This is a genomic window from Spirosoma rhododendri, from assembly GCF_012849055.1.
In the GTDB taxonomy this organism is placed as follows: Bacteria; Bacteroidota; Bacteroidia; order Cytophagales; family Spirosomataceae; genus Spirosoma; species Spirosoma rhododendri.
This window is the reverse complement of sequence record NZ_CP051677.1, coordinates 1,977,249-1,989,543: the sequence shown is the minus strand read 5'-3', so window position 1 is coordinate 1,989,543 and position 12,295 is coordinate 1,977,249. Positions and strand designations below refer to the sequence as shown.

The following is a 12,295-nucleotide window of genomic DNA, read 5'->3' as shown; positions in this document are numbered from 1 at the left end:
TAGTTTCATCAAAAACGATCGCAACATGGCTACTGATGAATTGAAATCTCTGCTACACCAGCAAATTGACCGGCTTGATGATCCGCAGGACGTGCAGGATCTGTTGTTGACGGTGAGCGAATTCGTCGGTCAGAGGACAAGTATTCTCGCCGAATCTCCGGAGTTACAGGCGCAATTGGAGAAGATACTGGCGACAATTTCATCTGGCCTGCTCACATCACATAACGACGTAGCCAAACAGGCGAAACAATGGATTACGCGATAGTGTGGACTGAAGACGCGCAGGGAAAACTACCGCCAGACAGCTATCTATCTACTTGATGTGTATGGCTTCGACAAGGCTGATGCGTTCACGGATACAATCAATGCCAAGCTGCGAATTCTAGAGAAAAGTCCTTTCATCGGTCGCCGTCTGGACACGCTACCCTCCGTTCGTAAGCTGCCCATACAACCATACAATGTGGTTTATTACGCAGTCGCCGAACGGCAGGTTATTATTCTGAATATTCTCGATAGTCGACGTCATTCCTCGCTTTAGCAAAACCCCCGTTCGGTCCGGTGCGTTATACAAGGGAGTACAAACACACCACCTATCATGGCCAAAACTGTATTACTGACCGGGGGAACAGGAAGTATCGGCACCCGTTTGACCCAGCTCCTGCATCAGCAAGGCTATCAGGTATCTTATTTAAGTCGGGAGAATAAACCCGTTTCGGGCGTCACCGTCTATCAGTGGGACATCAAAAAGGGGCAGATCGACCCCAAGGCGATTCAAACCGCCGATTACATCATCCATCTGGCCGGAGCTGGTATTGCCGATGGTCGCTGGACGGATGAGCGTAAAGACGAAATACTTGGCAGCCGCACGCAGTCGACCGAGTTGTTGGCGAAAGCCCTGGCTACCCATGAGCACCACGTCGAAGCGTTTGCCGGCTCATCGGCCATTGGCTATTATGGGGGCGATACCGGCGACCGGCCGATCACGGAAACTACGCCCGGCGGCACCGACTTTCTGGCAACGGTAACCCGCGCCTGGGAAAAATCGGAGGACCAGATCGCGGCATTGGGTATTCGAACAGTCAAGCTGCGCACCGGCGTGGTGCTGTCGCCCAACGGCGGTGCATTACCCAAAATAGCGCAGCCGATCCGGCTCGGGGCGGGCGCACCGCTGGGGTCGGGGCAGCAGTATATTTCCTGGATTCATATTGACGATATTTGCCGAATGTACATACAGGCGCTGACAGACAGTTCGTGGTCGGGTGCCTACAACGCCACGGCCCCGATGCCAGCGACCAATCAGGATCTGACGAAAGCCATCGCCGACGTGTTGCACCGTCCGCTGATTCTGCCCAACGTACCGGCCTTCGCGCTGAAACTGTTGTTTGGCGAAATGGCGATCACCGTGCTGGGCGGCAACTACGTTATCAACAAGCGCATTGCCGACGAAACGTCATTTACCTATCAATACGCTGACCTGAATCTGGCGTTGAAAAACCTGCTCGCTTAATCCATGACCGATTACCTGAAAGATGCACTCCGAAAAGCGGCTATGTTCTGCGCGTACCAGGAACGCACGCAGCAGGAAGTGCGTGATCGGTTGAAGGAGTGGGGCGTGTTGGGCGACGATGCGGAAGAGGTAATTGCTGAGCTGATTCAGCAAAATTACCTCAATGAGGAGCGTTTCGCTAAATCGTTTGCAGGCGGCAAGTTTCGGGTAAAAGGCTGGGGTAAACGCAAAATCAAACAGCACCTTCAGCAGCGTGGTATCACCGGGTACAATCTGGAACAGGCGATGAAGGAAATTGAGCCCGACGATTACCGCACCACGCTGACTGATTTGCTCGATAAAAAACGACAATCTCTGCGCGACGATAATCCGCTGGTCGTAAAACAGAAGCTCGTCCGCTACGCGCTCAGCAAAGGGTACGAATCCGACCTCGTCTGGCAGGTGTTGGAGGAGCTTTAGGTTTGCAGTTTTCGGCGCACACTGCGAGGGAGTTTCCCCTCAATATCACGTACGAAATGGCGGTATCACCCGTAAACCGTACACTGAAAACCGAAAACCTTACTTCTCCAGCCGGTAAATGCTGTTCCAGTCGTCCTGAAAAATGCGGTGGTAGCGGCCGATACGAGCGGGGGCTGTGTTGGGAATATCGTAGGCCATGTTCAGCTTTGGGTCGGTGATGACATAAGCCGCGTGTTCGCGGGCAGCAAGATCGAAGAACTGCGACAGCGACAGTTTCCCGACGTACTCGTGCTGATTGAGCAGGTAGTAGTAGCTCAGGCTGTGGATGCGGTAATGCCCGATCTGATCGAAGAAAAAGTCAAGCGGAGCAATCACCGTACTACCCGGCTTACCCATCCGTCGGGCCAATGCCGCCGTCCGCTCGTGGACGATGGGTGCCTCGTTTTCGAGTAGCAGCAACCCGCCTTCCAGCAGACCCGACCCTAGCCAGAGCACGGTGATTACCACGCCCAGCACCTGCCCCCAGCGGGGCCACCGACTAGCCGAAACTACCACCGCCCGGCCCGCCAGCAGACACACGAATGGCAGAATCAGCAGCATGTAGTATTTGCTGCTACCCCGCGTCAGCAGCCACATCCAGACCATCGACGCCAGCAGATACACCACTAGCGGACGACTTTGCCGGTCGTACTGCCAGCTAAACCAGCCCACAAATATGGCCATCAGCGTAATGGCGGTTTCGACCTGATTGTGAAACAGCATTTGGTGGAATGAGATCAGCGTGTTGAGTTTAGCCACCCAGCCGAACAGATGCCGTGTAGCCGGGTCGTATCGAAACTGCTCCGCCAGCCGTGCCCATTGGTTGTCGAGCAGCACGTCGGTAAAGTAGAACGCGCAGACAATCGCCCAGACCAGCCCATACACGACGCCAATACGCCACCGCCGTTGCCAGGCTAGCCACGTCAGCCCTGCCAGCCCGTACATCAGCCCGTTCAGGTGTGTCAGTGCGGCCAGCCCGGCGAAAATGGCCGCCAGGATCAGTCGTACATCCGGTCGATCGGTTTCCGTTGCGCTGGTACTGAGGAAATAATAGCCCCATAGCCCAAAGGCCGCGTTCATCGTTTCGGGCCGGGCTACAAAGCCGTAGCGCAGCACCAGTCCGCAGGATACGTACAGCAGCACCGTCCAGCCCAGCAGAGCCGGTCGACTGACATTAGCCCCCGGCATGACACCGCGACGGGTCAGTGCATACAACCCAGCGACGTTGAGCACCGCCCCCGCCGTACCCAGCGATTCGACCGCCGGAGCCGAGAACCCAAACAGACCCGTCCAGCCCGCCAGCAGGTAGATGTAGAGCTTGTGAAAAACATAGATGCGTTCTTCCCAGTGGTTAATTCCCCGGAAAAACTCCGACCGAACTACTCCGTCGCGCAGCAGAAAGTAAGCCTGTTCGGCAAACCAGGCATCGTCGAAGTCGGTAGCGCGGTGATAAGCCGCAGCAGCAAACAACAGTAAAAACGGCCCGATCAGCCAGTACGGCAACCGGTCGGTGAAGAAGCGAACAGGCATCAACAGAGGATTTCCCCAAAAATACACGGAACGACCGGTCTTCGTTGCCTGCCACCGCACCAGCCGGACAAGTGCTACGGGCAGACCCCGATAAACAAAGCGGTCGAAAATTGGCTTTCCTCCTTTAATACTGTTTTAATTACCCATCCTATCTTCATTTGATCGATGATACACCGTTTCCGCACGCCCTTTCTTTCGCTTATCGTTTTGTCGCTGCTGTCGGCCTGCTCCCGCAATCCCGTTACGGGCAAACGGGAAGTTATTCTGATGTCGAAAGAGCAGGAAATCGCCCTCGGCCAGCAGTCGCACCCCAGTGTTGTTTCGAGCATGGGCCTGTATGAAGACCAAAAGCTGAACGCCTTTATCAACGAGAAAGGCAAGGCGATGGCCCGTATTTCGCACCGCCCCGACCTTCCCTACCAGTTCTACATCGTCGATTCGCCCGTCGTCAACGCCTTTGCCGTGCCAGGTGGCTACGTGTATTTCACGCGGGGTATCATGGCCCACTTCAACAACGAAGCGGAGTTTGCCGGAGTGCTGGGTCACGAAATTGGGCACATCACCGCCCGCCACTCCGCCCGGCAGCAAACGTCGCAGTTATTCGGCACCGTCGGTGTACTAGCCGGTTCAGTATTGCTCGATAAGACGGGACAACTCACCGATCTGGCTTCGCAGGGACTGCAACTGGCATTGCTGGGTTACAGCCGGGCGCACGAGTCAGAATCCGACAAAATTGGCGTCGAGTATTCCAGCAAAATCGGGTACGACGCCCACGAAATGGCCAATTTCTTCGCGACGATCAAGCGCATCTCCGATAAAAGCGGACAGGCCGTTCCCAATATGCTATCGACCCACCCCGACCCCGGCAATCGGTATACGAAGGTACATGAGATGGCAAAGGCGTACCAGGCAGCTAACCCGGCTACTTACCAGGTTGACCGCAACGAATATATGCGGATGATCGACGGGATTATCTATGGCGAGGACCCGAAGCAGGGCTTTGTCGAGAACAACATGTTCTACCACCCCGAACTCCGGTTTCAGTTTCCGGTGCCCAACGGCTGGCAGCACCAGAACTCCCCCGAGCAGTTTCAGATGGGGCCGAAAGAAGGTAAACTAGCCATGATTCTGATGGGCGCCAAAGGCAATTCGCTGGACGAAGCCGCGCAGAATCTGGTAAAAGAACTGAATCTGAAGGTGCTGGAAAATAACCGCACCACGATCAACGGTAACCCGGCTTACGTGCTCATCTCGCAGCAACAACCCCAGCAACAGCAGGGCCAGCCGCAGCAGCAACAACAACAAACGGCCGCCAACACCCTGCAAATCGGCACGTGGCTGATTCAGTACGGCAACTCGATCTACGCACTGCACGGCCTGTCGACAGCGGCTAATTTTCAGTCGTCGTTCGATACGTTTCAGCGTGTAGCGGGCGGCTTCCGCAGCCTAACCGACTCCGACAAGCTAAACCGCAAACCCGAGCGGGTACGCATTCAGACGGCCCCCCGCGACGCAACGTTCCAGGAAACGATGGTGGCGATGAGAATGCCCGCCAGCCGCATTGAAGAGCTTGGTACGCTCAACAGCATGAAGTCAGGCGATAAAGTAAGCCGGGGCACCCTCGTGAAAGTGATTGCGCGATGATCATGTTGTCCCCGACAGCTTCCAGCTGTCGGAGCCGTAGGCTGAGTACATCGGCCCGGTTAGCCGCTGGCGCAGCTTCGACAGCAAGATGCTGTCGGGGACAGATCATCCAGTTCAACTGTCCCGAACCAAAGCGGGCCTGCCATCAAAAGATAGCAGGCCCGCTTTTATTAATCAGTCGGTACAGATCAAGCAATTTCCAGCTCAACAGAATCAGGTTTAGCCATTCGCTTTGATGCGTTCATGACCTCTATACCGACAACCATTCCATCGGTGTCATAATCGATGATTGTTCCGGGATAGTCCTCATTACTTTCATCTATCGCCTTGTCAGTCAGCCGAATATAAAGAATATCGACTTCTCGATCATATTTAACTTTCATAGTACTTATTCAGTTTCGAAGTCCGGTACGTCGTCTTCACCACTAATGGTTCACTGCTGACGTTAACGAAAACTTGAACTAAATAAGTCTTTTCATTGGAGAAAGTAAAAAGTGATTGATAAACTTTTTGGCCATCCTCCCCAGACTCATCATCTATAATCTTGTCAGGGTTGCTAAGTATCTCTTCAATCATCTCTCGCGGTATCCCACGCTCGGTAGAGCGTTGCATCGCATGAGCAGATATGATGAAATTCATACTAACTGGTTAAGATGAGAGAAATTTAAAAATCCGCGTCCATGACGAAGCCTTTTGGTTCCTCATTCACAACAGGTGCCGGGTTCTCGGCGTCCTGCGGATTCTCCGAAGCGGCTTTCATGGCGCGGAACTTGGCCATTACTTCACCACGCTGATACTCACCCACGCGCTTCTCGAAGAAGTTGGTTTTGCCCTGTAGCGAAATCATATCCATGAAATCGAAGGGGTTCGAAACGTTGTAAATTTTCTTCAACCCCAGCGTCACCAGCAGGTGGTCGGCAACAAAGGCGATGTACTGCTTCATCAGTTCGGCATTCATGCCAATGAGCGATACAGGCAAGGCATCCGCAACAAACTCCTGCTCGATTTCGACGGCATTGCGGATGATGTCGTACACCTGCGACTCCGGCATCTTGTTTTTGATGTGGTCGGTGTAGAGCATACAGGCGAAGTCGCGGTGCAGGCCCTCGTCGCGCGAGATCAGCTCGTTAGAGAACGTCAGACCCGGCATCAAACCGCGCTTTTTCAGCCAGAAAATCGAGCAGAACGAACCGGAGAAGAAGATACCTTCTACGGCCGCGAAAGCGATCAGCCGTTCGGCAAACGTCCCGTTTTCGATCCAGCGCAGCGCCCACTCGGCTTTTTTCTGCACACAGGGGATGGTGTCTACGGCGTTCAGCAACCGATCTTTCTCAACAGAATCTTTGATGTACGTGTCGATCAGCAGCGAGTACGTTTCCGAGTGGATGTTTTCCATCATCACCTGAAAGCCGTAGAAGCATTTCGCTTCGGCGTACTGCACTTCCGACAGAAAATTGACGGCCAGATTTTCGTTGACAATACCGTCCGACGCGGCAAAGAATGCCAGGATGTGCGAGATGAAGTGGCGCTCACCGTCGTTCAGGTTGTTCCAGTCTTTGAGGTCCTGACCTAGATCGATTTCTTCGGCTGTCCAGAACGAAGCTTCGTGTGTTTTATAGAATTCCCAGATGTCCCAGTGTTTGATCGGGAAGAGCACGAAACGGTTCGGATCTTCCTGCAAGATCGGCTCGATAGTCTCCTGTTGTTGCATGATATAGTTTACGATAGATAGTATGTAGAAGCCAACCCGTGGAATGGCCGGTCGTCAAAAGCGTTCAGACAAATTTAGCCGTTCAGACTGCTTACGCAAGGTCAGGTAACAAACATGACTTGTAGCCGAAACCGCTAACCTAATCGTTATCAGTACGTTGCCTAAATTACCGCTCCTGAACTTCTTAGAAAAGTTCTAAAAAAGTTTCTGTTGACTGACAATCAGCCATTTACGCGATTACGACGATATCTCTCCCCGGTGAGGGAGGGCTATTTTCCAAACACAAAAAAAGGCCGTTTCCGTGGAAACGACCTCAATCGATCTATGGGTTACAGGACCGTTGCCAGTCCTGGATGGGGAAGCGGGGCTACTAAAAAAGGTTTTTGATGTCGATGCGCCGGTGCAGATGTTCTTCATCTTTGAAGGGCAGCGTAACCGTCACCCGGCCATGTTCGTATACCGCATCGATCTGGTCACTGTCAACGAAGACAGGGATATCAAGAACGCGCATAAACATGGGCACGGCCAATTTTTGAATTTCTTGGTCGTCTTCGGCTGATTGAGCCCGGCTCGTCAGCAGTGTGTAAAGCACCAGCTTATTGCCCTCAACCAGTACGTTGAATGCCTCCGGTCCGACACCGGGCGACTTCAGACATACGACCAGTTTATTTTCTTCCTTCTCGACATTAAATGTAGCCTGACTCGATCCACCATGGAGGGTGTTGAGCAGGTCCAGTTGGCCGCCGGTCCCCTGAAATACGTTCTCAATTGCTTTCATAGGATTTGTTGTTTACTATTCAAGTAATACACAATGTACAAACCTCGTGCCTACCCCATAATCGGCTGGTTTTGCGCGCCATTCTGGCATAAGAGTGCTTCAGAAAACAGCTAAACATGCCTTTTTGGCCGGATTAAGCCGTTTTTGCTACTTTGTCAGTACGTATTCAACAAATCAGGTGGGGAATTACAACCCGTGTAAATCGGGAAATCTGTTGCACCGATTCCCCACCCCATGCTGCAATGGTACGAGCAGTCGCAAAAGCCTGTTTCGGTGTGAATTAGGCCGTACCTTTGCAGGCATTATGCATATCCGAATTGCTACCCGATCCAGCCGCCTTGCCCTCTGGCAGGCTGAACATATACAGGCCCGATTACAGGCCGACGACGTCACGTCGGAACTGGTGCTGATTGAAACAAAAGGTGATCTGGTTCTCGACCGGTCGCTGTCGAAAATCGGCTCGAAAGGCGTCTTTACGCAGGAGTTGGAAGACCAACTCTACGACGGCCGCGTCGATATTGCCGTGCATAGTGCTAAAGATCTGCCGTCGAGCCTGCCACCCGGCCTGAGCATCATCGCTTTCACCGAACGCGAAGTGGCCAACGACGTGCTCGTCAGCCGCAACAAAGATCTTTCGCTTACGAGCGGACATCCGTTCGTCATCGGCACCTCCTCAACCCGGCGCATTGCCCTGCTCAAACACTATTGCCCGCACCTGACTACCGTCGATATGCGGGGCAACCTGCAAACGCGCATTCGGAAGCTGGACGAAGGGCAGTGCGACGCGCTGCTGCTGGCCTACGCCGGTGTGCACCGTATGGGCTACGACGACCTGATCGTTGAACGCTTGCCACTGTCGGAGTTTACCCCCGCCGTGGGGCAGGGCAGTATCGCCATCGAAGCCTCCGACTCACTCGACCCCGACAAGCTGGCGACCATCCGTCGGCTGGTCAACCACGAGCGGACCGAAGCCTGCCTGCTGGCTGAACGGTCGTTTCTGAATCGGCTGGAAGGCGGTTGCAGCATCCCGTCGTTTGCGCTGGCGCAATGGAACGCCGGGCAGGTTAGCCTGACGGGTGGGCTGGTTAGTCTCGATGGCTCGGAGATGCTGCGCGACACCTTTGATGGGCCGCAGTCGGAAGCCCCGGCCCTGGGTCATGCGCTGGCTGAAAGCATCCTGACGCGTGGTGGCGATACCATCCTGACCAACATCCGCGCTCAGCTATGACCATTGCGATTGCCCAAACCGACGAGCAGATTCGCCGGTGCCTACCCGCCGTATTGGCCCTGCGTCCGCAGTTTTCGCCCGAACAGGCGCTGAAACAGATTCGCTTTCAACAGACCGAAGACCGCTATATGCTGGCGTTCGTTGACCTAGGCGACAACACCGAGGCACCGGCAGCGGTTGGCTACCGCATCATGCACCTGCTGCACAGCGGCAAGACGCTTTATATCGACGACCTGTCGACGCTGCCGGAAGGTCGGGGAAAAGGCTACGCCAGCGCGTTGCTTGACTTCATTGTTGAGCAGGCCCGGCAGGCGGGTTGCCAGACGGTTTCGCTGGATTCGGGGCAGAACCCCGCCCGCTACGATGCGCACCGGCTGTACCTGAATAAGGGGTTCAACATCACGAGCCACCATTTTCACCTGTCTTTGCAGTAGCGTTGCAATTTGGTAGGTTGCAGGGCATTTCTTCGATACAACCGCAATCCTGAACCGGCCCCACGCCGATACCAGTCATGAACCTCTTCCGAATTAGCTGGAGCAACCTGAAAGATAAACCGCTAAGCAGTTTTCTGAGCGGTCTGCTGATGACCTTCGGCATCACAATTATCTCACTGCTGCTGCTGCTCAACAAACAGCTCGACGACCAGTTTCGCAAGAACATCAAAGGCATCGACATGGTGCTGGGTGCGAAGGGTAGCCCACTGCAACTGATCCTGTCGAGCATTTACCAGATCGACTCGCCGACGGGCAACATCCCCCTCGAAGAAGCCGAAAAGCTGACCCGCAACCCGATGATCAAAACGGCGATTCCGCTGTCGATGGGAGACAATTACCGCTCGTTTCGCATCGTCGGAACCAACAAAAAGTACCTCGATCATTTCGGAGCTACGGTCGCGCAGGGGCGGTTGTTTCAGCAGGACCTCGACGTGGTGATTGGACCCCGCGTGGCGCAGGTTGCAGGGCTGAAGCTAGGCGATACGTTCTCCGGTTCGCACGGGCTGGATGCCGAAGGTGAGGTGCATGCCGATACCAAGTACAAAGTCGTTGGAGTGCTCAATGCCACCAACACCGTTACCGACCAGTTGATTTTAACCCCCGTGTCGAGCATCTGGGCCATTCACGACCACCACGAGGGTGAGCATCATGAGGGCGAAGCGCACGAGGCCGGCGAGGAACACGACGAAGCACCGCGCGAGATTACCAGCATGCTGATCAAGTTTCGCAACCCACTGGGGATGATGTTGGCGCGGGGTATCAACAGCAACTCGAAACTACAGGCAGCCCTGCCTAACATCGAGATCAACCGGCTGTTTTCGCTGCTCGGCGTGGGCGTCGAAACACTGCGCGGGCTGGCCATCGTAATCATGCTCATTTCGGGCATCAGCGTATTCGTGTCGCTCTACAATTCGTTGAAAGAACGACGCTATGAAATGGCCCTGATGCTATCGATGGGTGCCACACGAGCGCAGTTGTTCGGGATGCTGCTACTCGAAGGGCTAGTGCTGGCCCTGTTGGGCTTCGTACTCGGCATCGTGCTAAGCCGCGTCGGGCTGTGGCTGTTTTCGAGCAGCGTCTCCTCCGAATACCACTACAATCTGGCCGCGTTTGGCATCCTGCCCGAAGAGTGGGGCCTGCTGGGCGTGGCCGTGCTGATCGGTCTGCTGGCCGCTGCCCTCCCCGCCATCGGCGTCTATCGCATGAATATTTCCCGTACCCTGGCTGAAGATTAATGACCCGTTTACACTCAACGTTCGCTCTTTTCCTCGTTCTCTTTTCTCTGCACAGTCACGCCCAACGAACGGCTGGCTATGCCGCCCGTTACGCCCAACCGGGTGTCGACGTGCTGAATTACGATTTCTCGCTAACGCTCAGCGATTCGACCAACCGAATTAGTGGCGAGACCAGGATCCGCTTCACCCGCGCCGACGATCGGCAAACGGTCTGGTTCGACCTCATCAGCCAGAAAGCCGACTCGACCCGCCCCGACGCAACGGGGATGCGCGTCCGGCGCGTGACGCTGGCTAACGGCAAAGCTGCTCCATTCAGCCAACGCAACGACCGGGTGTTTGTCAATCTCCCGGCCGCGCCCAACCAGCCCACCGAACTGACGATTCAGTACGCGGGCATTCCGGAGCGGGGCCTTATCATCAGCCGCAACAAATTCGGCGACCGCACCTTTTTCGGCGACAACTGGCCCAATAACGCGCGGCACTACCTCCCCGTCGTCGACTACCTCGCCGATAAAGCAACCTGTTCGTTCACGGTCAACGCCCCGGCCGAGTACCGCGTCATTGCCAATGGAAAATTCATCAGCGAGACGCCGGTGCCGGGCAAAACCCCGCGTAAGCTGACGCGCTGGCAGGAAAGCACGCCCATCCCGACGAAAGTCATGGTGATCGGTGCCGCCCGGTTTGATGTCGATGAAGTCGGAGCGGTGGCGGGTGTGCCGGTGCAAAGCTGGCTCTACCCCCGCGACAGTCAGAAAGGGTTTGTGGACTACCGCCCGGCGAAGGCGATTCTGGAATACTTCTCGAATCAGATCGGTCCGTATTCGTATGAAAAACTGGCGAACGTCGAGTCGACAACGGTGTTTGGCGGGATGGAGAACGCGAGCTGCATTTTCTACAACGAGAAAGTGATTGTCGGCCGGCCGGACTCCGACGTGGAAGCGTTGCTGGCGCACGAAATCGCACACCAGTGGTTTGGCAACTCCGCCACCGAAGCCGACTGGTCGCAACTGTGGCTCAGCGAGGGATTTGCCACGTATTTTTCGGCCCTGTACCTCGAACATGCGTACGGTAAAGACACGCTCAACGCGGTGCTGAACCAGAACAAAGGTCAGATTTTCCGCTTCACGGCCGCCAAACCCAAAGGCACGGTCATCGACTCCACGGCGACCAATCTGAACGACCTGCTCAACCCCAACTCATACCAGAAAGGCGGCTGGGTATTGCATATGCTCCGCTGCGAACTCGGCGACGACCTGTTCTGGAAAGGCATCCGTGCCTACTATGCCGCCTACCAAAACCGCAACGCCCGCACCAGCGACCTCGTCGCGATCATAGAGCAGACGTCCGGCCGGAAACTGGGGGCGTTTTTCCAGCAATGGCTCAATCAGCCGGGCTACCCCGAAGTGGTCTGGGGTTCGAACTACGATGCTGGTAAGCAGTCCGTTGTGATCGACGTTCGGCAGGCGCAGCGAACGGGTTTCTTCACCATCCCGCTCGTGTTCAGCTTTCGCGACGCATCGGGCCGGGAGATTGCCCGCTCCCCCCGCCTGACGATGAACAAGCAAACGCAGACCTTTACCGTCCCCGCCGGTACCCGCCCCGCTACCGTCGTCATCAACCCCGACAACACGGTGCTGATGCGGGCCATCGAGATGGGCAAGTAATTTGCG

14 protein-coding genes are annotated in these 12,295 nt (G+C 55.2%); 9 read left to right on the top strand and 5 right to left on the bottom strand.

Annotated features, from left to right (window positions below; all coding sequences use genetic code 11):
• Positions 1-25: 25 nt before the first annotated feature.
• From HH216_RS08255 to HH216_RS08240, 4 genes are read left to right on the top strand one after another with little or no spacing between them, the layout of a single operon-like run.
• A complete protein-coding gene (locus tag HH216_RS08255) occupies positions 26-265 on the top strand; it encodes a hypothetical protein (RefSeq protein ID WP_169550388.1) in 240 nt (79 codons plus the stop codon).
• A 57-nt stretch (positions 266-322) separates the two neighbouring features.
• Complete coding sequence (locus HH216_RS08250; RefSeq protein ID WP_254448738.1) at positions 323-538, top strand: type II toxin-antitoxin system RelE/ParE family toxin; 216 nt, start codon at positions 323-325, stop codon at positions 536-538.
• 57 nt (positions 539-595) lie between these two features.
• Positions 596-1,507 carry a TIGR01777 family oxidoreductase gene (locus HH216_RS08245; protein WP_169550387.1) on the top strand — a complete coding sequence of 304 codons (912 nt, stop codon included), beginning with the start codon at positions 596-598 and terminating at the stop codon, positions 1,505-1,507.
• Positions 1,508-1,510: 3 nt separating this feature from the next.
• A complete protein-coding gene (locus HH216_RS08240; protein ID WP_169550386.1) occupies positions 1,511-1,966 on the top strand; it encodes a regulatory protein RecX in 456 nt (151 codons plus the stop codon).
• Positions 1,967-2,065: 99 nt separating this feature from the next.
• On the opposite strand, the gene HH216_RS08235 is transcribed toward HH216_RS08240, so the two are convergent.
• The gene (locus HH216_RS08235; protein ID WP_169550385.1) at positions 2,066-3,535 is read right to left on the bottom strand and encodes an ArnT family glycosyltransferase; all 1,470 of its coding nucleotides are present in this window, start codon (positions 3,533-3,535) and stop codon (positions 2,066-2,068) included.
• A gap of 165 nt (positions 3,536-3,700) precedes the next feature.
• Here HH216_RS08235 and HH216_RS08230 point away from each other — a divergent pair, with 165 nt between their 5' ends.
• Complete coding sequence (locus HH216_RS08230; protein ID WP_169550384.1) at positions 3,701-5,179, top strand: M48 family metalloprotease; 1,479 nt, start codon at positions 3,701-3,703, stop codon at positions 5,177-5,179.
• Between the two features lie 188 nt (positions 5,180-5,367).
• Here HH216_RS08230 and HH216_RS08225 read toward each other — a convergent pair whose 3' ends face one another.
• The 4 genes from HH216_RS08225 to HH216_RS08210 all read right to left on the bottom strand — a co-directional run bounded on the left by HH216_RS08225 (position 5,368) and on the right by HH216_RS08210 (position 7,668).
• Positions 5,368-5,562 carry a DUF2283 domain-containing protein gene (locus tag HH216_RS08225; RefSeq protein ID WP_169550383.1) on the bottom strand — a complete coding sequence of 65 codons (195 nt, stop codon included), beginning with the start codon at positions 5,560-5,562 and terminating at the stop codon, positions 5,368-5,370.
• Positions 5,552-5,818, bottom strand: a complete 267-nt coding sequence (locus HH216_RS08220; protein WP_169550382.1) for a DUF4258 domain-containing protein — start codon at positions 5,816-5,818, stop codon at positions 5,552-5,554. Before HH216_RS08220 ends, HH216_RS08225 begins: the two co-directional genes overlap by 11 nt.
• Before the next feature lie 25 nt (positions 5,819-5,843).
• Positions 5,844-6,890 (bottom strand): ribonucleotide-diphosphate reductase subunit beta, encoded by a 1,047-nt coding sequence (locus HH216_RS08215; RefSeq protein ID WP_169550381.1) that lies wholly within the window; start codon positions 6,888-6,890, stop codon positions 5,844-5,846.
• A gap of 370 nt (positions 6,891-7,260) precedes the next feature.
• Complete coding sequence (locus HH216_RS08210; RefSeq protein ID WP_169550380.1) at positions 7,261-7,668, bottom strand: Hsp20/alpha crystallin family protein; 408 nt, start codon at positions 7,666-7,668, stop codon at positions 7,261-7,263.
• A 304-nt stretch (positions 7,669-7,972) separates the two neighbouring features.
• Between HH216_RS08210 and hemC the strand changes: the two genes are divergently transcribed.
• The 4 genes from hemC (at position 7,973) to HH216_RS08190 (ending at position 12,289) form a co-directional block, all read left to right on the top strand.
• A complete protein-coding gene (gene hemC, locus HH216_RS08205) occupies positions 7,973-8,896 on the top strand; it encodes a hydroxymethylbilane synthase (protein WP_169550379.1) in 924 nt (307 codons plus the stop codon).
• Complete coding sequence (locus HH216_RS08200) at positions 8,893-9,330, top strand: GNAT family N-acetyltransferase (RefSeq protein ID WP_169550378.1); 438 nt, start codon at positions 8,893-8,895, stop codon at positions 9,328-9,330. Before hemC ends, HH216_RS08200 begins: the two co-directional genes overlap by 4 nt.
• Positions 9,331-9,407: 77 nt before the next feature.
• Positions 9,408-10,625 (top strand): ABC transporter permease, encoded by a 1,218-nt coding sequence (locus HH216_RS08195; protein ID WP_169550377.1) that lies wholly within the window; start codon positions 9,408-9,410, stop codon positions 10,623-10,625.
• A complete protein-coding gene (locus HH216_RS08190) occupies positions 10,625-12,289 on the top strand; it encodes a M1 family metallopeptidase (protein ID WP_169550376.1) in 1,665 nt (554 codons plus the stop codon). Before HH216_RS08195 ends, HH216_RS08190 begins: the two co-directional genes overlap by 1 nt.
• The last annotated feature ends 6 nt before the right edge of the window (positions 12,290-12,295 follow it).